Raw genomic sequence first — 22,459 nt, 5'->3', positions numbered from 1 at the left:
TCCCCGGCATCGGGACATTACCCGATGCGGAAATATAAAACATAATTAGGATGAATATAACCTTAAAACTTTGCTACAAAGTAAATCTAAAAGAGTTGCAATCGCAATCCCTATTTTTAGGTATTTCTACTTAGAACCTGTCGTCTGAATTTTCAGTAGAAGTAATCTTTTTATTTCGGTATGCACTCTCTCTATTATGCACTTTTGTCTCTTCTCTGTGATAAAGATATTTTGGATAATGGTTTTCCCTTTTAAGATGGGGGAGGAATATGGATGAGCTGTAATTAGAAATATAAATTTAATAAAAAATTATTTTCCAAAAGGAAAGTTGTAAAAAATCTGTTTTGTGAACATAGAAAAATATGAAGTTTTTTGTGTATGTTTGTTTTCGGAAATAGTATGACAATATGCAAATGGCTTCACTTTTTTTGATTCCTGTAACTTTGGGAGACACACCGATAGATAAAGTGTTACCTCAATATAATAAAGAGATTATTTCTACTCTTAACTATTTTATTGTTGAGAATGTACGTACAGCCCGTCGCTTTTTGAAGAAATCTAATCCGGATATTGATATTGATTCCCTTACTTTTTTTGTATTGAATCAGCATACACACTTTGAGGAAATAAGTAATTTTCTTTTGCCTTTGTCTCAAGGAAATTCGGTTGGTATTATTTCAGAGGCAGGGTGTCCTGCTATTGCCGATCCGGGAGCTGATGTCGTTGCTATTGCCCAACGAAAGGGATATAAGGTAATTCCTTTGGTGGGGCCTTCTTCTATCTTATTATCACTTATGGCTTCAGGATTTAATGGACAAAGTTTTGCTTTTCATGGCTATTTACCCATTGAAGCTGTCGAGCGGTCTAAGACTTTAAAAATTTTAGAACACCGTATTTATAATGAACATCAGACGCAGATATTTATAGAAACGCCTTATCGTAATCAAAAGATGTTGGAAGATTTGATACGGACCTGTCGTCCGCAAATACGTTTGTGTGTAGCTGCTAATATAACTTGTGAAGATGAATATATTCGCACTCTTACATTGAAAGAATGGAAAGATCAGCATCCCGATTTACATAGAAAACCTTGTATATTTTTATTGTATAAGTGAAAATAGTTTTGTCCTGATTTGCTTTTTTTGAAAGGTGAGGAGAAAGCTGATTTATGATTTTTCAATTTTATAGAATAGAGAAGATTTATTTTATATTAATGTTTTAAATTAATAAATATTTCTATCTATTTATGGATGTGTCCTCTTTCTTTTTCAGAAATTTTTGTATGTTTGCGTTATTAAGGATTTAGTACCATAAAAAATTTCAGGTATTGTCATCACAGAATATAAATAAAAATGAGTCTGATTTATGGCTCTCTTTTATAGAGGGGGAGAATGAAGCGTTTTCTTCTTTATATAGGTTGTGTTATCCTAAACTATATGCATATGGTTGTCGTTTAGGAATGAGTGATGCTGAAGTTCGGGATGTTATTCAGGATATATTTCTTAAGATTTATACTCGTCCGGAATTAGTCAAAGACCGGTTTACGATAAGGGCATTTTTATTTGCTTCGATAAAGAATGCATATATCAATTTAGGAAATTATGGAGATAGATTAGTTGCGATTCAGAATATTTCTGATTTTGAATTTACATTTTCTGTTGAAAATAATGCATTAGAAGAAAAAGAAGAGAGAGAGAATATGTCGGCTTTGATAAAAAGAATTCTTGATGGTTTGACTCCTCGTCAGCGAGAGATTATTTATTTGCGTTTTTTGCATCAGATGGATTATAAAGAAATTGCTGTTATTATGAATCTATCAGAACAGGCTGCGCGTAATCTTACGCATCGGGCAATGGATAAATTACGAAAAGAAAATGATACTGGATTTTTAATTTTAATTTTATTTTGTTTAAAGTCAATTATTTAGTATTAGGTGTAAAAAATATTATAAAGAAAAATATTTTTAGTGATTACATAATAGACTTTTATTTGTATTACTAATATACAGCATAGAATAGATAATGAAAAAGACTGGGAAATATACGATAGAAGATTTTATTTTTAATCAAGAATTGGTTGATTTGGTTAAGAAAGGGGATCAAGCGGGGATTGATTTATTCCTTAGTAAATTTCCAGATGCAAAAGATTTGATTTCAGATGCTGTTGTTCTGTTGAGAAATTTGAAGATTAAAGAAGATTCTGTTCCCGAAGAACAGGTTGAAGAAGATTTGCTTCGTTTACAGGCTCTTCTCCATAAGGATAAGCAACGTCATATAGTTTGGTATAAATGGAGTGCGGCAGCTGTAATCTTTATCCTAATAAGTCTTTCATGCTTATATTATTTTTCTCAATCCTTTTGGAGTGAGCGTGATTCTATGTTTGCAATGTTAGATTCTCTGGATACGCATGTAGAGACAGTGCATATTATAGCGGGAGATGTTAAGGCAGAGATAGGAGATAATGCTATGATACGACAAACGGCAGTAGGAGATATTGTTGTTGGTCATAATGAGAAACTGAAGTCTGACGATATTAAAAGTGAGGTAATGCAGTTGGTCGTACCTTATGGCAAGCACTCGAAGATAAGATTCAGTGATGGGACTGTGGTTTGGGCTAATTCAGGGACAAAATTGATATATCCAAAACAGTTTGAGGCGGATAAGAGAGAAATTTACCTGGATGGGGAGATTTATCTTGAAGTAGCGAAAGATGAAGAGAGGCCATTTCGTGTTATTAGTAAAAAAGTATCGGTAGAGGTATTGGGAACAAAGTTTAATGTCAATGCCTATAATACAAAATCTGACGGTTCGGTCGTTTTGGTTGAAGGTTCTGTAAAAGTTGTTTCGGAAAAGGATGAATCTTTATTGAAGCCTAACCAAGGATTCTTTTATGAGCCGATTGGCAGTGAGGTTCGTGATGTAGATGTATATCCATATATCTGTTGGAAAGATGGTATTATGGAATTAGAAGAGGAAGAGTCCTTACAAAATATTTTAGATGTACTTTCTGAGTATTATCATGTAAGTATTAAATGTGATTGTGATGTTAGTAACGAAATTTATAAAGGTAAAATCAATATAGACGGTTCTTTGGAAGAAGTTCTGTATAATTTGTCGCAATCAACAGCCTTTACTTATACTAAGAAAGGAGATTCTATATATATATCATGTAAATAATAATAAACACAGACTTTAAACCATTTTAAAATTATATATAAATAAAATAGAAAAATATACCAATAAAGAAATAATTATTTAATCTTAAATCTTTAAAGTTATGAGACATCCACCATCTTAAAAATAGTTGGGCAGTCCTTTCTATGCCTTAAGAGTCGGTATAAATCTTGCATAGATATTTTTTGAGAGTTGTTTTCGAGGCTGTTTTGCAGTTCCGATAAGGAGAGTTGTTGTGCTCATGATGTATATAGGAACGGAAAACATAACGAAAAAAGATACAAGAAATAAGAACATGTGATTCCTTTATAGGAAAATTGGAACTGACTCTAAATGTAGCAAAGAGAATAAAAAGAACCGCATAATAATGGGCGTATTATACGGTTCGCTGAATTTAATAAACTAAAATATTCAGTGTTAATTAAAATCATTCAAATGTATGAAAAAAAAATCTAAAGCCAAGATTGGAAACACACAAAATTTATTGTTGCAGCAATACATTAAGATATGTGCAATATTTTTGTTCTTGTGTTTGTGTGGAAATATTTCCGCTGGTGTAGTGGAGTTTAAAAGCTCTATTGTCACATTGTCTTTAAAAAATGCCAGTTTTGAGGTGTTTTGTGCTCAGATAGAGAAGCAGACAGGTTTTGTTATTTTATATAAAAAGGAAATTGCAGCCAAGAGGGTTTCGGTAACAGCAAAGAAAGAGAGCCTTGAGGTTGTATTGAATAAAGCTTTGTCTCCTTTGAATTTAAAATTTCATATTAATGGTAAACAAATAATAGTTTCGGAAAGAAACGAAGTTAAGGCTCCAATAAAACAAAATCGTTTCAATGGGGTCGACATACAAACAGTTAAGGGTAAAGTAATAGACCAAAAAGGTGAGCCATTGATGGGGGCTGCTGTGTCTGTAAAAGGATATGATACGGGAACGATGACTGATTTGGATGGTTTATTTTCAGTAAAAGCTCCTGTCGATGGAACATTATCGATAACCTATATTGGTTATAATAAGCAGGAGGTTTCGATAGCAGGGAAAGAGAATATTACGGTAACGATGCTTGAGAGTGAGGAAACCATTGACGAAGTTGTTGTTGTCGGTTTTGGTGTACAGAAGAAAGTTAATGTAACGGGTTCGGTAGGAATGATTGATTCCAAAGCATTTGAAGAACGACCTATTTCTAATGCCGTACAAGCATTACAAGGAGTAATTCCGGGATTGAATATTACAACTTCTGGTAATGGAGGAGAATTGAATGCAACTAAAACAATAGATATTCGTGGGACTGGAACGATAGGTGGTGATTCCAAAGGGTCTCCACTAGTACTTATAGATGGTATGGAGGGTGATTTGAATTCGATAAATCCTCAGGATATCGAGTCTGTTTCTGTATTAAAGGATGCTTCGGCTTCTGCAATTTATGGGGCACGTGCACCGTTTGGGGTTATTTTGGTAACAACGAAGTCTGGACATAAAGGTAAAATGACGATAAATTATAATAATAGTTTTCGTTATAATACTCCCGTGATGATGCCTGAAATGGTAAATTCATGGGAATATGTGAATATGTTTAATGACGCGAGTTATAATAATTCAGGTTCTTATTTGTTTGATGCCTCAATGGTACAAAATATAAGGGATTATTTGGATGGAAAGATAGACCCGGCTGTTGCCATGAATATGAATGCTGATGGAAAGTGGGATGATAAAACGGCTTTCGGAAATACGAATTGGCTAGATGAGTATTATCAGAAATGGTCTCATTCTCAGGAGCATAATATTAGTATTAGTGGAGGTAATGATAAAGTAACATATTATTTATCGGGAAATTATCTTGGGCAGAATGGTTTTTTACGTTATGGGACTGATACTCATGATCGTTATACAATTACGGGTAAATTTACAGCAAAAGTTACTGATTTTTTGAGTATTAGGTATAGTAATCGATTTGTTCGTACAGATTATGATAGGCCTACAATTATGAGTTCTTCGTTTTATGATGATGTTTTGCGCCGGGCTAAGCCTTTTGTTCCGGCCAAAGACCCGAATGGCTATTATAATAGTTATATTCCTATGTTTGAGGAGGGGGGGCGCCGTAGAGAACAAGGGGATCGTATGGCACAACAGGTACAGATTACCTTAACTCCTTTAAAAAATTGGAATATTGTTGCAGAAATGAATGCCAATATTTATAATAGTTGGCAACACGAAGTAGGAAATCAAGTAAATGGACATTATGCTAATGATCCTGATAAAGTGTATCCGTCTTATTTATATACGACAAATTATGGCGGTCATGAATATGTTTATGAGTACGCTTATCGAAATACGTATTTGAATCCTACTTTTTATACTAACTATACTCATTCGTTTAAAGACCGTCATAACATTGGAGTAATATTAGGATTTCAATATGAAAGTAACAAAAATCGGGATTTGGATGGAAAAAGAAAAGATTTAGTTTCTTCAGACCTCCCTGTGTTGGATCTTACTACAAATACAGAAGATATCACAGTAGGCAGTGCATATAATGAATGGGCTACTGCAGGTTTCTTTGGTCGTATAAATTATGATTATAAGGGAAAATATTTATTGGAGGTAAGTGGTCGTTATGATGGAACTTCAAGATTTCGGAGAGATAATAGATGGGTGTTTTCTCCTTCTTTTTCTTTAGGATGGAATATCGCTCAAGAACATTTTTTTGAAAGGGCAAATGCTTTTATTGATGTTTTGAAGCCTCGATTTTCATATGGTTCTCTGGCTAACCAAAATGTAACAAGTTTATATCCTACTTACCAGACTATGGCTACTTCTACGGCAGGAGGGCATTGGTTACTTCCTGGAACAGAAGGTCCTGTACAGCCAAATATAGCTAATGCTCCATCTAAGATGATTTCTACAACATTGACTTGGGAAAAGATAGAAACTATGAATATTGGTTTAGACTGGAGTGCGTTTAAAAATCGTTTTACAGGATCATTTGATTATTTTATTCGTAAAACGTTAGGTATGGTAGGACCTGGAGTAGAATTACCGGCTACTTTAGGTGTTGCTGTTCCCCGAACCAATAATTCAGAATTGAAAGCTTCGGGTTGGGAATTGGAAGTCTCTTGGAGAGATCGTATACGTGATTTCTCATATGGTATAAGACTTAATATTTCGGATGCGAGAACTAAGGTTGTGAAGTATCCTAATCCGACTGGATTGTTGTCTTCTTATGTAGAAGGTACTTATTTGAATAATTATTATGGTTATACGACTATAGGTATTGCAAAAACAGATGAGGAAATGCAAGCTCATTTAGCATCTTTGCCGAATGGTGGACAGAGTGCCTTATTTGCAACTTGGACTGCGGGAGATATTATGTATAAAGACATAAACGGGGATGGAAAGATTTCTTCAGGGAATAATACAATTTACGATATGGGAGATAAAAAGCTTATTGGAAATTCTACTCCACGTTTTCGTACAGGTATCAATATAGATATGGCTTGGAAAGGTATTGACCTTTCAATGTTTTGGCAGGGTGTTCTGAAGCGAGATTATTTTCCGGAAGATAAGAGTAGTGACGGAAAAGGTACTGACCTCGTTTTTTGGGGTATAACAAAAGGTGGAAAAGATTGGTCGACAGGATTTAAACAACATCTTGATTATTTTAGAGATGACCCGGATTCTCCTTTAGGCTTGAATTTGGATGCTTATTATCCGAAACCTATGTTTAATAATCAGAATAAGGCTATTCAGACTCGTTATATGCAAAATGCAGCTTATTTACGGTTGAAAAATTTGCAGGTTGGCTATACTTTTCCGGAACGTTTAACCAAGAAAATTTTTGTTCAGAAATTCAGGATTTATTTCTCGGGAGAGAATTTGCTGACTTTTACAAAATTGTCAAAGACAATGGATCCAGAAACTGCAGGTATAGGAGGACGTGGAGGTACAGTATATCCTTTATCTAAAACTTATTCATTTGGTTTGAGTGTGAATTTTTAAAACATGTCTTTATATGAAAATAAGTAAATATATTATTCTGTCGGGGTGTTTTTTAGCTGTTATTGCTGGCTGCAATGACAATTTGGATATTGAGCCATTATCAAGTGTTACACCTGAAAAGTATTTGTGGACGGAGGAACAACTGGCTGCATATACGATTAATTACTATACTTCGAGTTCGTATGAGGCAGGTTCTTCTTCTACAGGAGGGATGTTGGATTCATATGGAGAGGGAGATCCTACCAAAAGTTCGTATTTTTTAGATACTTACACTGATAATTCGGTGGGCAAAAGTTTAGATAATAGGTATCTGCCTGGTTTTCTGCGCGTTGGTGACTCAGGAGGTTACTGGACATTTAGTAATATTTATAAGTTGAATTATTTTCTTGAGACTGTTCTTCCTCGGTTTAAAGCTGGAGAAATAACTGGGAATCAAGATAATGTGAAACACTATATAGGGGAAGGCTTCTTTTTGAGAGCTCATGAATATTTTTTCCGTTTGAGAAAATTAGGAGATTTTCCTATTATAAAAAAAGTTCTGCCTGATGATCAGTCAGTATTGACCGAGGCTTCGAAACGTAGTCCTCGGAATGAAGTAGCTCGGTTTATCCTTTCGGACCTTGATGAGGCTATTGGATTATTATCGAATAGTCCTGTTGGTGGAAAGGCTCGAATAACAAAAAATGCTGCTTTGCTGTTGAAAGCTCGGGTCGCACTTTTCGAGGCTACTTGGTTAAAATATCATGCTGGAACATCACAAGTACCTAATGGTCCAGGTTGGCCTGGGGCAGAAAAGGATTATAATAGAGGGTACCAGTATCCATCTGGGAGCCTTGAGAATGAAGTGGATTTTTTCTTAACGGAAGCAATAGATGCATCTAAACAAGTGGCTGATGCTTTTACATTGACTCCAAATAATAAAATTATACGTGAGAAATCAGGTGACGCAGTAAATCCATACTACGATATGTTTGCGGGAAAAGATCCTTCTTCATATTCCGAAGTAATTATGTATCGGTTATATAATTCTGGTTTGAAGATTAAACATGGTTATAACCAAGGGGTATTCTATGGTTATTCAAAGGGGTATACCAATCAATTTGAGAAAGCTTTTTTAATGGAAAATGGTCTTCCTTATTATGATAGCGATTCTGAGTATGCTGGTGATGATTATGTGGGTGATACGAAGAAAAAACGGGATTGGAGATGGCGCCTGTTTATGAAAGCTCCGGGTGAAGTGAAAGTTATAGAGAATGCTACAGCCATTATAAAATATCCTGATCCACCGGAAGTAGACAAGTCTGATTACACTAAATCGACATCGACAGGCTATTTATTAGGGAAAGGTGCATCTTATGATTATAATATGTCGGTGAGCGATGAAACAGCGTTTGTAACTTTTCGTGCAGCAGAAGCTTATCTTATTTACATGGAGGCTTATTATCTGAAATATAATTCATTGGATGATAAAGCTAAGAAGTATTGGAGAGATTTGCGTAATCGTGCTGGTGTAGACCCTGATTTCCAGAAAACTATTGATGCTACTATTATGACAAAAGAAGCAGAGTTAGATTGGGGGGCTTATTCTCATGGGCAGATTGTAGATGCAACTTTGTATAATATTCGTCGTGAGCGTCGGTGTGAATTAATTGGTGAGGGCTTTCGATATGATGATCTTATCCGTTGGAGAGCTTTGGACCAGTTGAATGGATTTCAGTTAGAAGGTTGTAAAATTTGGGGTCCGATGAAATCTCTTTATGGAGACCGTTTGGTTACAGACCAAACTGATCCGAGTAAGAATAATGTTTCTTCACCATCTTTAAGTGAATATATTCGTCCATTTCAGAGAACAACAGATAATAATAATTATTATAATGGGTTGTTTTTCTGTAATGCTCATTATCTATCACCGATAGCAGTTAAGCATTTTTTATTGACTACGTCTGACGGAAAGACTATATCTACGTCTCCGATTTACCAAAATCCGGGTTGGTCGACTACTGTCGGAGAGGGTGCGAATCTCGATAAGTAAATATGTAAAAAATATTTGTATTATAATATTGCCGGGCCGGAGAATTCTGGCCCGGTTAAGATAATCATTATGTTTAGAAAACTCTTTTTTTTGATTATTGTATCAGGATTCTTTTGTATATCGAGTGCCCAAGTAAGAGAGGTAGAGCCTGGAAGGATTAGAGATTTGGTTTGTTTTTGGAATTTTGAAAAACTAAAAGGTCCTTGGAAAGCTGTTTCTGGTAAATCTTATTGGTTACGGGAAGGAGCATCTTCTGTAAAAAGTGTAGAAGATGGTTTATGGAATAATAGGTCTGTATTATTGACGGAAGGACAATGGTTATATATCCCGGCGGAGGAGTGCTCTGTATTGAATATATGTGGAAAAAATGCACAAATATCAGTTGTTGCTTGGATAAAGAGAAAGAAGAAAAAGGTAAAACAATGTGAGGCTGTTGCAGGTATGTGGAATGAAACAGATAAAAAAAGGCAATATGGTCTGTTTTTGAATCTTGGGATTTGGAATAGCAGACAACAAGTCGGTGGTCATATCTCCGGAGTGGGAGGGCCTACAAATGGTTATAAGTATTGTATGGATGCAGCTATTGGACAATCTCAAGTACCTTTGGAAATATGGCAGTGCATTGGTATGACGTATGATGGGAGTGAAATTAGAGTATATCTGAATGGTGTGTTGGATAGACGGGAAAAGCAAAATCCTTATTATTATGATAAAGGTATTTTTTGTGTTTCAGGCTCAAAAGTTGATTTTACAGTAGGAGCGGTTAACCGTTCTGGTGAAATGGGGAATTTTTTTGTCGGACAGATAAGTGGAATTGCAGTATATAATCGAGCTTTGGATGGAGAGGAGATGCGCTATTTATCTTCGAATATTTTGTCAGATAGATAGATTTTTATCTTTTGGCAAAGCGGAAAAATATGTCTTTGGACCTATCCCGAACGATATATTTATATGAGATATCTGTCAGTGTTTTTAGTTTATAATTTAAAAATATTTATATATGAATAGACGAGAATCATTGAAAAGAATGATGTATGCCACACTTGCTTTGGGGTTGGCTCCTTTATTGAAAGCTTGTAAAGATGCTCCCGGAAAGATTTTAATTGTTTCGGGATGGCAGGATGTAAATATAGGTGATATCGCACATACTCCCGGGTTGTTGACCGTTTTACAGACTTTCTTGCCCAATACTAAGTTAGTTTTGTGGGAGAAGAATGTGGGACAGGAGGTGAGATCATGGTTACAGAAAAATTTTCCAAAGGTGGAAATTATTCAGGGAACAGTCGAAAAAGATGGTTCGGTTTATCAAATGGAAATTTTGGAATCTTTTAAAGATTGCGATTTGATGATTCATGGTTCAGGGCCGTCTATTGTAGGACAGAGTAATTTAGAAGCTTGGGTAAAATACACAGGAAAACCATTTGGCATTTTCGGTACGACGATAGGAGATGTAGATGATAGGTTGAAGTCTCTTTTGTTGAAAGCATCATTTATCTTTACTCGGGAAACAGCGTCAATTGAAGTTCTGAAAGAGGCCGGTATAATGGGTAAGCACATTTCTTTTGTACCGGATGCAACATTCTTTTTTCATTTGCATAATGATGAACTTGCCGCCTCTTTCCTTAAAGAAAAAGGGTTGGAAAAAGGTAAGTTTATTTGTGCTGTTCCTCGGTTAAGAAAGACACCTTATTATTTAATCAAGAATCGTCATAAATGGACGGAGGAAGCTATACAGAGAGTTGAAGATTTGAATAATAGATATAAAGAAGTCGATCACGCCAAGTTGAGAGAAGCATTGATAGCTTGGGTACGAGGAACGGGAAATAAGGTGTTACTATGCCCTGAAATGACATATGAGGTGGATATTATGGATGAGTTGCTTTATAATCCGTTACCTGATGACGTGAAACCCTTTGTAGAGAAAAGAGGATATTGGCTTCCTGATGAAGCAGCATCTGTATATGCTCGGGCATTCGCTGTCTTGAGTTTTGAATGTCATTCACCTATTATTGCTGCAGCTAATGGAGTTCCTTTTTTTTATTTACGACAGCCGCATGATACAATTAAGGGACAAATGTATTATGATTTGAATTTTAGTGATTGGATTTTTGAAATAGAGGAGACAACGGGAAAGGAAATTGCTGATCGCCTACAAGGAATGTGGCGGAATTATTCGGAGGCATGCAATCGAGTTGCCTCAGAAGTCAAAAAAATAGGAGATATGTACAAAGTAGCGAGCCGTGTAGTTGCAGATGTTCTGAGTTGTTAATATGTGGAGGTAACAAAATGAAGAAATCGATTTTATTTTATTTAGTGTTATTGTTTTCTTTTTCTGTATATGCTCAAAGAGAAAAAAAAGACGTGTTTGCTCCCGAATATGTTCGAAATATCATGTTGAAAACTGTAAGATGGCAATTTTCTAATCCATATCATGGCGCTCGAGACTGGACAAATGCAGCCTTTTATGCAGGAGCTTTTGCTGCTTGGGAGGTAACGGGCGAAAATGAAATTTATGACAAATTAATGTCTATTGGGCAGAATTTGCGGTGGAGGCCGGCCCGGCGTTGGTATCATGCTGATGATATAGCTGTGTGTCAGAATTATATCGATTTGTATCGTACGGTTGGTAAAAGAGAAATGATACAGCCGACTATAGATACTTTAGCATTGTTTATCTCACGCCCTTATCCGGCTAAAAAGAAAGCAGTAGAGGTTATCAAGTTATGGTGGTGTGATGCTTTATTTATGGCTCCTCCTGTATTTGTCAAATTGGGTATTACATTAAATAACCCTATCTATCTTGAATTTAGTGATATTTATTTCAAAGAAGCATATGATTTACTTTATGATAATAATGAAAAGTTATTTTTTAGGGATTTGAACTATGTGGTTCGTAATGATAAGAGGAATCTATTGGAAGCTAATGGTAAACCGATATATTGGTCTCGTGGTAATGGATGGGTAATGGGTGGTTTAGTACGTATTCTGCAGGAGCTTCCTGCCGATTATAAGATGCGTTCTTTCTATGAATCTCTTTTTAAAGAGATGGCATCTCGGGTTATAGAATTACAGCAAAAAGATGGATTATGGCGGGCAAGTCTTTTGGACCCTGAGTCGTATCCGGGAGGGGAAGTCAGTGGTTCAGGATTTTTCTGCTATGCTTTGGCATGGGGAATCAATAACGGTTTGTTAGATGAGGAATTGTATAGACCTTTTGTGGAGAGAACTTGGAAAGCATTGAATCAGTGTGTCAGTCCTGAAGGACGTGTAGGTTGGGTACAACCTATAGGTGCCGATCCTCGTAAAAATTTTAGTGAAGATAGTTGGGAAGTGTATGGCACTGGAGCATTTTTGTTGGCGGGGAGTGAAATTATAAAAATGAAATGACAATATCAAGATAATCTGATTATGGAGAGGCGGGAATTTTTGAATATGGGTCTATTAAGTGTAGGAGGTGTATTGATAGGTCCGGAATTTACGTATGCAGAGACATTGAAAGAAATTTCAGATTCATTGCACAATACTTCAGGTTTCTATGATCTTGTTATCAATGGAGCCGGGATGGCTGGTTTTTATGCTGCTATAGAGGCTTCGAAACGTGGGTTGAAAGTCTTGATTTTGGATAAACGAACTTCTCCGGGATTTGATATTGCAGGAAAACGACGTTTATGGTTGAATACGAATGGGATTCGGGAGTGGGATGATGCCATGATTGATTTGTTTTGTCCTGAAGGAGAGAGAAATGAAATAGGAGAGCCTGCATTGTCAGGGGTTGCCCGGAGTTGTTATAAAAACGAACTTCTTCTGTTTGCAGGAAGTCTAAAAAAAGGTATGCTGCGTTCGTTATTGGTGAATGGAATAGATGTATTGTTGATGACGGATATATGGGGCGTTGTAGTAGATAATCAAAATCAAGTTTGTGGTGTCACCATAGCCAGTAAACATGGACTATATTTTGTCTCTTGCGGTAGTTTTTTAGATGTTTCGGATGGTAGCCTTTTTACAAGAGGAGTACTTGGTCTTGCATATGAAATAAAAGAAGCCGGTTTTGTAGTTGAGTTGGAGGGTGTATCTCCAGAATGTCCGAATATTTTATCTGTAGATACATCATGGGGCATTTCTGATAATTGTGTGAAATTGCATAAAGGAAAAAAGTTCCCAGATCAGTACTTGTTGGAATTTAGGTTTCGTGTATCTACAAATGATTTGAGTTGTATTGAACGTCAGGCTCGATTGTTGGCCGCAGAAATAGGAAAGAGATTGCCGGAACTTAGTCCTTTTTTATCTGAATCGAAAATTCGTTATTGGGCATTAGAAAGCTCATTATCTGTAGTAGGAGATATTGATGAAACAATGTTTCCGAAAGGATATCATATGTTTACAGCTCCAGAGATATATACCGATTGCGAAGACTTGAGTAGCCTTTATGTGAATATGCGGAAAGTGACAGGAATGATGCCTCGTTATCATAATGACCGTAAAGGAAAGTTTGTAATATATGTAGGAGGTAAAACTGTTTTTGCTTGTGGAGATGTTGTCAGGGAAGATGGATTTAAATTACCGTTGTATGACTATATCCCCAAACGACTGAGTGTAACAGAGGAAAATGTCCCTTTATTGATTGCCGGAGGCGGGACAGCAGGAACTGCTGCAGCTTTAGGTGCAATGCGTAAAGGAATGACGCCATTAGTCGTAGAGTATTTCAATGATTTGGGAGGGACGAAGACTGTTGGAGGGGTCTCAAGCTATTATTTTGGTTTTAAAGACCATAAGTTAATAAAAGAGTTGGAAGTACAAATAAAGTCTGTTGCTGATACCTATCATTTAAAAACAACTATTCCTCGAAGTTTTTATTTTCTGAAAAAATTGTCAGAAGCGGGAAATTCTGTTATACATGGAGCAATTGTCTGTAATGTATCAATGAAAGGACGAAGTGTAGATAGTGTGCTTCTTTGTGAAAATGGTCGATTGCGACGAATATTTGCTCGTCTTGTTGTTGATGCAACAGGAGATGGAGATATTGCTTACTTTGCCGGTGCTAAATATAAGATGGGAGATTCGCGTATGGGGATAACGCAGAATTATAGCCATTGGGATATTCCGTTTAGACCTAAAGTAAAAAATTATAATCGTGATTATGATATTATTGATAATACATTGATATCTGAAGTGCAAAGAGGATTATATCTGTCACATTATGAATCTCATTTTTATGATTTTTATCCGATGCTTGCCGTGAGGGAGTCTCGACGACCTGACGCGTTGCACTGTTTGAGTATAGTGGATATTGTGAATAAATCCGTTTTTCCAGATACGATAGTTCAGTCTCGGAGCGATTATGATCCTCATTATTTTTCCAGTTCTGAGTTGTCTCGATGTGCTTTTTTGTTACCTCATTTTGATAATGGTTCGAGAGTAAATATTCCTTATCGTTGTATTGTTCCTAAAGAAATAGATGGGCTATTATTATCTGGAAAAGCTATTGGACAGACATATAAAGGTTTACAATTTACTCGAATGTCGGCTGATGTTACAGTTTTAGGGTATGTTTCCGGTATGATTGCTGCTGATATTGTAAAAACGGGTGTCCGACCTCGTGATTTTGTAGTAAATGATATTTGCAAAGAGTTAAAAGCAATAGGATATTTATCCGATGATGTAGGTGTATCTCGGACATCAGATACAAATGATATCATTAACCAGCTTTTAGCAGGAAATAATTATAGTTGGTTATCTTGTTGCCTACAAAATAGGGCAGAGATATTGCCTTTGTTAAAGAAAGAGTATCAATTGTCAAAAGCATTGGTTTTAGCCAAGGCATTAGCATGGTTTGGTGACTGTTCGGGAACGAAGCAGATTCGGGATGAACTGGAATATTTATATGAGCAAGAATTAATCAAGGGACATTCATCGGCCTATTATGAAGAATATGACGGTACGAATTTGTATTGGCATATCAATCAGGATATCGCTTTACTTGGAATGTCCGGGGATAGAGATAACCATATAATTGTGGGTCGTATATTATCTGGGACTACGAGTGGAGGCCGGAGAGTTCCTGCAAAAGATGCTTATAACGAAGGACGCATAGATTTGCAACTTATTCCATATTATAACCGTATAATCAATCTTTGTTTTTATGCAGAGCGTAATCCTTCACATTTGTTTATCCATGGGTTTGAGAAGCTATTGGACGATGTTAATATTGGGGGGTTCAAAACAACTTGCTATAAAGAAACTCGTTGGCGATTGTATAGTGCTAATTTGGAACTTTTTATTGCTGCGGCATTGGCCCGATGTGGTTCTGTTAGAGGGATACAAGTGTTACTGGACTATTTAGACGATATTCATTCCGATTTTAGACGATTTGCTCGGAAAGAACTTTTTGCAATACTGAAGAAAGATTGTGAATATGATATAGTTGCATGGAAAAGACAGATAGATAAACAAACGTTTCCTCTACGTATTACTCCATTAGTAAAAGATATAGAAATTTAGATTGGATTTAAAGTAAGAAAAATGTTTATGGGACGATTGATTTTAGTTTTGTTATTTTTTTGTAATGTGACAGTTGTTTTTTCTCAAAAGGTGTTTTCCTTGTACTCTCCCGATAATTGTTTAGAAGTAAGAATCAATATCGGTGAAAAGATGGAATATTCTGTTTGGAAAGGAGGTGAGAAGTTGCTTTGTAATTCATCTTTGTCCATGTTATTGGGAGACGGGCAAAAGTGGGGGCACCGAGCTTTGGTTCGTAAGATACAGAGAAGGAAGGCCGATAGGAATATTTCATCTCCCTTTTATAAAAAAGCCCATGTGAAAGATTGTTATAATGAACTTGAATTGCATTTTCGGGGTGATTATGGAGTTATATTTCGTGCTTATAATGATGGTGTAGCGTATCGTTTTATATCTACGGGTAAGAAGTCATTTGTCGTGAAGGAGGAGACTGTAGAATATTGTTTTCCGGATGACTGGAAATCTCATGTCGCTTTTGTCCGGACACAGGGTTACCATAAAAATAATTTGAGTCAGGAAGGTAGTTTTGAAGACCAATTTTTTAAATCTTTTGTAAATACATATTCTCATGTTTCATTATCAGAATGGGATAGAGGACGTTTGGCTCTTGTTCCGATAGTTGTAAGCCCTGGAGACGAATCTGCTATTTGTATTGCAGAGTCTGATGTATTGAATTATCCTGGATTGTATTTTAACCGTTCAGATAATAAAAATGTCATCCGAGGTGTGTTTGCTCCTTATCCTAAGGAGATTCGTCAGGGTGGATTTAATGATTTACAAGGAGTTGTATATTCCCGAGAGCCATATATAGCACGTTGTGAAGGAGCAAGGTCTTTTCCTTGGCGGGTATTTATAGTTGCGAATCAGGAGTGTCAGTTAGCTGATAATGATATGATATATCGTTTAGCTTCTCCATCTTGCATTGAGGATATATCATGGATAAAGCCGGGTAAGTGTGCATGGGAATGGTGGAATGATTGTAACCTCACAGGCGTGGATTTTCGTACAGGATTAAACAATGAGACATATCGGTATTTTATTGACTTTGCTTCATCCCACGGACTTGAATATCTGGTGATTGATGAGGGGTGGTCAGCTCGTGGTCAGGCAGATTTATTTAGTGTGGTACCGGAAATCGATTTAGAAGACCTGATTTATTACGCACGTCAGAAAAATGTAGGTATAATTCTTTGGGCAGGTTATTATGCGTTTTACCGCAATATGGAAGCAGTGTGCCGTTATTATTCAGAATTGGGTGTAAAAGGATTTAAGATAGACTTTATGGACCGCAACGATCAATTGATGGTTGCATTTCATGAAGAAGCTGCCCGTGTTGCAGCTAAATATAAACTTTTGATTGATTTTCATGGAACGTATCCTCCTACAGGACTTCAACGAACATATCCAAATGTGGTTAATTTCGAGGCTGTACAAGGTCTTGAACATATGAAGTGGGCTGCTCCAAGTGTAGATCAAGTTACACATGATGTAACGATTCCGTTTATACGTATGGTTGCAGGGCCCTTTGATTATACTCCAGGGGCAATGAGGAATGCTATCAAATCTTTTTATAGACCCAATCGTTCATATCCGATGAGCCAAGGTACTCGTTGTAGGCAGATGGCCGAATATGTTGTGTTTGAATCTCCTTTATCAATGTTGTGTGATAGCCCTACTGAATATGAGAATGATAGTGTGTGTACGGACTTTATAGTTGATATCCCTACAGTCTGGGATAGCACGATAGTATTGAATGGCAAAATAGGAAAGTATGTGACTATTGCCAGGAAAAAAGGAAATGTATGGTATGTAGGTGCTATGACAGATTGGTCGTCAAGAAAATTGTCTTTAGACCTTTCGTTTTTGGATAAAGGAGATTATGTGATGGAAATGTTCCAAGATGGGAAGAATGCTGACCGTGTTGCGACCGATTATAAAAGAGTAATGGGGATAGTACCTGATAATCGTAGAATAAATATAGATATGGCTCCTGGTGGAGGGTGTGTGTTTAGGATTTCAAAAAAGTAAATTGATATTATAATTATGAATAAATTCTTTTTTTTATTAATGATGCACTGTTGTGCTTGTATAATGGTCGCTCAGACAAGTTTACCTGTTTATCTTGATGAAACTGAAAGTATAGAAGAGAGAATTGGAGATATCCTTTCGAGAATGACTTTAGAAGAAAAAGTCGATATGATACATGCTCAATCGAAATTCAGTACAAAAGGATGTCCCCGTTTGGGCATTCCTGAGTTGTGGATGAGTGATGGTCCTCATGGTGTTAGAATGGAAATTGCTTGGGATAGCTGGAAACATGCAGGATGGACAAATGACTCGTGTACCGCTTTCCCTGCTCTGACTTGCCTTGCTGCGACATTTAACCCGGAACTTGCTTGGAAATATGGAAAAGCGGTAGGAGAAGAGGCCCGTTTTCGGAAAAAAGATGTGCTTTTGGGGCCAGGTGTGAATATTTACCGAGTGCCTTTAAATGGGCGTAATTTTGAATATATGGGAGAAGATCCTTATCTCGCATCTCGTATGGTTGTTCCTTATATTCAGGGGGTACAATCTAATGGTGTGGCAGCATGTTTAAAGCATTTTGCTTTGAATAATCAAGAGTCAAATCGTAAACAGGTTAATGTAGAGGTGAGCGATCGGGCTTTGCGGGAGATATATTTGCCGGCATTTAAAGCCGGTGTGGAAGAAGGAAAAGTCTGGATGGTGATGGGTGCATATAATAAGTTTAGAGGCAAATTTTGTAGTCATCATGAGTTTTTGTTGCAGAAAATACTGAAAGGAGAATGGCAATTTGATGGGGTTGTGGTAACTGATTGGGGGAGTGCTCATGATACGCGGGAGGCAGCCTTGTATGGTTTAGATATGGAGATGGGGACTGGTACGGATGGACTGACTAAAAATACTCCTTTGGCGTATCAGGATTATTATCTTGCAAAACCTTATCTTAAAATGCTTCGTAGTGGAGAGCTACCTTTAAGTTCTTTAGATGATAAAGTGAAGCGGGTATTACGATTATGTTTAAGGACGAATATGGATCGTAGACGTCCTTATGGTTCATTAGCTACTCAAGAGCATGCAGATATTGCTCGTCAGATTGCAGAGGAGGGGATTGTCCTATTGAAAAATGATAATCACTTTTTCCCGATAAAACGAGGCAAATATAAAAAAATTGCAGTTATTGGCCAGAATGCTGTCCGTTCTTTGACAGTAGGGGGCGGTTCTTCAGAATTGAAAGCGAAAAAGGAGATTTTTCCATTAGAAGGTTTGATGTCCATATATGGAAAGAAAAATATTTATTTTTCAATGGGATATACATCTGGTCCGAGTAAGTTTCATCCACAATTGCCCGCAGTTGATAAAGCTGATTCTTTACGTTATGCTGCAATTGCATTAGCAAAAGATGCTGATATCGTTTTGTTTTTTGGAGGGCTGAATAAAAATTATAAGCAAGATTGTGAAGGCGTAGACCGTACATCTTATGGATTACCTTACGGGCAAGACCAGCTTATTCGGGAGATATTGAAAGTAAATAAGAATGTCGCTGTTGTACTTATAAGTGGTAATGCTGTGTCGATGCCTTGGATAGATGATATACCGGCAGTCGTACAATCATGGTATCTTGGTTCTGAATCAGGGAATGCAATGGGGAAAGTAATTGCAGGAGATGTAAATCCTTCAGGGAAACTTCCTTTCAGTATACCGGTGAGGTTGGAAGATAATGGAGCTTGCTCGTTCGGAGCCAGTTCATATCCTGGTGATGGAACGAATGTATATTATAAAGAGGATATTTTGGTTGGGTATCGTTGGCATGATACACAGAAGATTCCGGCCCTTTTTCCCTTTGGTCATGGATTGTCATATACAGAATTTGCGTATGGTGAACTTAAGACCGATAAGAAGATATATGATAAAGATGAAAATATTGTATTATCTCTTAAGCTGACAAACAGAGGTAAATGTGGCGGAGCAGAATCAGTCCAAATTTATGCAGGCCAGTCTCACCCGTCTGTATTAAGGCCGATAAAGGAGTTAAAAGCGTTTAAGAAAGTATTTTTATTACCGGGAGAGTCAAAAAATGTAACATTTTCTATTCCTGCGAAAGAGTTGGCTTTTTATGATGAAATATCGAAAATGTGGATAGTGGAATCTGATTGTTTTACATTTTTCTGTGGTGCGTCTTCGACTGATATTCATGATACTGTTTCAGTAAATATTCGATAAATATTATAATATGAAATACCGGTATGTTCTGTATATGGCAGTGATAAATATATCGTTGTCTCTTGCAAAATCACCAGTGATTGATGTCGGTGATATTGCTGAAGTACGTGATTTTATAAAGAAGTCTTGGGAAAAGACAGTACGATTTTCTCCAGAAGATTCGGGGCAGCATATTGGATTGCCTTATAGGTATACTGTTCCGAGTATAAGTGATTCTTTTCAAGCATTGTACTATTGGGATACCTATTTTACAGGAGAGGGTTTGATTTTAGATGGGCACATTGATTTGGCTATTTCCAATGTAGAAAATATGCTTTATTTGGTTGAGCGGTATGGAAAGATGTTGAATGGGAATAGAACTTTTTTTGAAAATCGCTCACAGCCTCCATTTTTGAGCATGATGATAGAGAGTATTTATCGTAAGACTTTTGATAAAGAATGGCTTGCTCGAGTGTTGCCGAATTTGGAAAAAGAATATTTGTTCTGGATGACTCACCGAATGACACCGGTGGGACTGAATCGATATTCGAATGAAGCTACTTTGGCTCAAAAAAGACGAATTGTAGATGTATTGAAGAAAAGATTAGGTCCTAATTTTAGAAAGAAAGTAGAATATTTATCGGAGGGAAAACAACTGGAAATAGCTTCTCATTATATTGCAGAGGCCGAATCAGGATGGGATTTTACACCTCGTTTTGATATGCGTTGTGAAGATTTTTGTCCTGTTGATTTGAATTCGAATCTATATTATTATGAGAAGAATTTTGAATATTTTGCTTATGAGCTTGGAAATATATCTGAGGCTAAAATATGGGCAAAGAGAGCTGAAAGACGTCGATGGTTGATGTATAATTACATGAGAGATAAAGATACCGGAATGTATTATGATTATGATTTTATTAATGATAAGCGTTCGGATATTATTTCTGCTGCAGTTTTCCATTTGTTGTATGCCGGAGTTGTTTCGAAACGAGAGGCTCGGAGGCTGAAAGAGTTTGCTTTAAAATCATTAGAGTATCCGTATGGTATTGTTGCTTGTGAAAAAAGAGATTATGGTTTTAATTATCAGTGGTCTTATCCGAATGGCTGGGCTCCTTTTCAGTTTATTGCGATGAAGGGTTTGGAGCGTTATGATTTTTGTGATGACGCTTTGCGTATTGCTTTGGGATATGTATCTATGGTTGTGTCTACCTATAAAGTGACTCATAATTTATGGGAGAAATATAATGTAGTAGAAGGGAATGCAAATGTAATGAATGAATATGAAATGCCTTCTATGGTAGGTTGGACGGCCGGAGTTTTTTCATGGGCAGTTGAGTTTATAGATAGGATTATATGAATGGTGCTATGTTGTTTTTTAGAAGTAATATTTTAAGGTTGTGTCTGTCGGTCATTATTTTGGGGGGAATATTATTTCCTCTTATGGGCAGTCAACCGATTATTTTCCCTCATTTGAAAGGAAAATTTGCCCCAGAGAGAGTTGGAACTAAATTAAGCGAACGTTATTTGGCATCGGAGCATATGTTGTATGCGAAAACAATTCATTATGCCGAGGTGTGCACATGGTATGGAGCTGTAAGATTTGCAGAAGCTTCCGGCAAAGAAGAGTTGTTGCAGAAGTTGATAGCTCGTTTTGAACCGTTATTGGATAATCGTAGAGATTTGTTGCCTCTAATAGGATATAAAGAGAACTTTAATAATTATGTTGATTTCAATATGTTTGGCTGTTTACCTCTGGAGTTGTACCGGATAACAGGTCGGAAAGTATTTTTTGATATAGGTATACCGTATGCTGATTCACAGTGGTCTTTGCCGGATTTTGCAACGGAGAAGCATCGAGAATATCTTCGTAAAGGTTTTACGTGGCAGACTCGTCTTTGGATTGATGATATGTATATGATAACGGTTGTACAAGCAAAAGCTTATCAAGTGACTGGAGATGTGAAATATATCGATAGAGCTGCAAAGGAAATGGTGTATTATTTGGAAAAATTGCAGCGACCTAATGGCCTGTTTTATCATGCTCCGGATGTCCCTTTTTATTGGGCCAGAGGTAATGGTTGGATGTCTGCGGGAATGGCAGAGCTTCTTTGTTATTTGCCCGATAATCATGAGTGTCGTGCTTATATTATGGAGGCATATCGGAAGATGATGGAGACATTAAAGTTATATCAGCATGAAGACGGGATGTGGGGACAGTTGGTAGACCGTGAAAATATATGGCCTGAAACATCGGGCTCTGCTATGTTTGTATATGCAGTCATTACAGGAATAAAACAGGGTTGGTTGGATAGTGAAGTATATATGGATGTAGCGATGAAAGGTTGGAAATCATTAGTCTCTTATATCAATGATAAAGGTGATTTAACCGAGATATGTGTGGGAACGGGAAAGAAAAATAGTGAATCTTATTATTATGAGCGTCCCAGGAAAGCCGGAGATTTTCATGGACAAGGGCCCATGCTTTGGTGTGCAGCAGCTTTAATCGAAAAATAGCAAATT

Annotated in this window: 13 protein-coding genes; all 13 read left to right on the top strand. The window is 36.7% G+C overall.

The window, feature by feature from the left end:
* Window positions 1-407: 407 nt before the first annotated feature.
* The 13 genes from Cop2CBH44_RS04675 to Cop2CBH44_RS04615 all read left to right on the top strand — a co-directional run bounded on the left by Cop2CBH44_RS04675 (window position 408) and on the right by Cop2CBH44_RS04615 (window position 22,453).
* Complete coding sequence (locus Cop2CBH44_RS04675) at window positions 408-1,115, top strand: SAM-dependent methyltransferase (RefSeq protein ID WP_021929304.1); 708 nt, start codon at window positions 408-410, stop codon at window positions 1,113-1,115.
* Window positions 1,116-1,327: 212 nt separating this feature from the next.
* Window positions 1,328-1,927 (top strand): RNA polymerase sigma factor, encoded by a 600-nt coding sequence (locus tag Cop2CBH44_RS04670; RefSeq protein WP_021929303.1) that lies wholly within the window; start codon window positions 1,328-1,330, stop codon window positions 1,925-1,927.
* Between the two features lie 94 nt (window positions 1,928-2,021).
* Complete coding sequence (locus Cop2CBH44_RS04665; protein ID WP_200755636.1) at window positions 2,022-3,176, top strand: FecR family protein; 1,155 nt, start codon at window positions 2,022-2,024, stop codon at window positions 3,174-3,176.
* A 436-nt stretch (window positions 3,177-3,612) separates the two neighbouring features.
* On the top strand, window positions 3,613-7,167 hold the full coding sequence (locus tag Cop2CBH44_RS04660; RefSeq protein WP_200755635.1) for a SusC/RagA family TonB-linked outer membrane protein: 3,555 nt from the start codon (window positions 3,613-3,615) through the stop codon (window positions 7,165-7,167).
* 13 nt (window positions 7,168-7,180) lie between these two features.
* A complete protein-coding gene (locus tag Cop2CBH44_RS04655) occupies window positions 7,181-9,199 on the top strand; it encodes a RagB/SusD family nutrient uptake outer membrane protein (protein ID WP_021929300.1) in 2,019 nt (672 codons plus the stop codon).
* Window positions 9,200-9,268: 69 nt separating this feature from the next.
* A complete protein-coding gene (locus Cop2CBH44_RS04650; RefSeq protein ID WP_200755634.1) occupies window positions 9,269-10,087 on the top strand; it encodes a LamG-like jellyroll fold domain-containing protein in 819 nt (272 codons plus the stop codon).
* Between the two features lie 112 nt (window positions 10,088-10,199).
* Window positions 10,200-11,468, top strand: a complete 1,269-nt coding sequence (locus Cop2CBH44_RS04645) for a polysaccharide pyruvyl transferase family protein (RefSeq protein WP_044230116.1) — start codon at window positions 10,200-10,202, stop codon at window positions 11,466-11,468.
* Between the two features lie 17 nt (window positions 11,469-11,485).
* The gene (locus Cop2CBH44_RS04640; protein WP_044230114.1) at window positions 11,486-12,586 is read left to right on the top strand and encodes a glycoside hydrolase family 88/105 protein; all 1,101 of its coding nucleotides are present in this window, start codon (window positions 11,486-11,488) and stop codon (window positions 12,584-12,586) included.
* Between the two features lie 21 nt (window positions 12,587-12,607).
* The gene (locus Cop2CBH44_RS04635; RefSeq protein ID WP_021929296.1) at window positions 12,608-15,697 is read left to right on the top strand and encodes an FAD-dependent oxidoreductase; all 3,090 of its coding nucleotides are present in this window, start codon (window positions 12,608-12,610) and stop codon (window positions 15,695-15,697) included.
* Window positions 15,698-15,724: 27 nt separating this feature from the next.
* The gene (locus Cop2CBH44_RS04630) at window positions 15,725-17,743 is read left to right on the top strand and encodes a retaining alpha-galactosidase (protein WP_200755633.1); all 2,019 of its coding nucleotides are present in this window, start codon (window positions 15,725-15,727) and stop codon (window positions 17,741-17,743) included.
* A gap of 15 nt (window positions 17,744-17,758) precedes the next feature.
* The gene (locus tag Cop2CBH44_RS04625; protein ID WP_200755632.1) at window positions 17,759-19,957 is read left to right on the top strand and encodes a beta-glucosidase; all 2,199 of its coding nucleotides are present in this window, start codon (window positions 17,759-17,761) and stop codon (window positions 19,955-19,957) included.
* A 10-nt stretch (window positions 19,958-19,967) separates the two neighbouring features.
* Entirely contained in the window at window positions 19,968-21,296 is a 1,329-nt protein-coding gene (locus Cop2CBH44_RS04620) for an alpha,alpha-trehalase (protein WP_246469178.1), read from the top strand.
* Complete coding sequence (locus tag Cop2CBH44_RS04615; RefSeq protein WP_246469177.1) at window positions 21,293-22,453, top strand: glycoside hydrolase family 88/105 protein; 1,161 nt, start codon at window positions 21,293-21,295, stop codon at window positions 22,451-22,453. Before Cop2CBH44_RS04620 ends, Cop2CBH44_RS04615 begins: the two co-directional genes overlap by 4 nt.
* The last annotated feature ends 6 nt before the right edge of the window (window positions 22,454-22,459 follow it).

Origin of the sequence: Coprobacter secundus subsp. similis, from assembly GCF_015097275.1 — a bacterium.
Classification (GTDB): domain Bacteria; phylum Bacteroidota; class Bacteroidia; order Bacteroidales; family Coprobacteraceae; genus Coprobacter; species Coprobacter secundus.
This window is presented reverse-complemented; position numbering and strand designations above follow the sequence as displayed.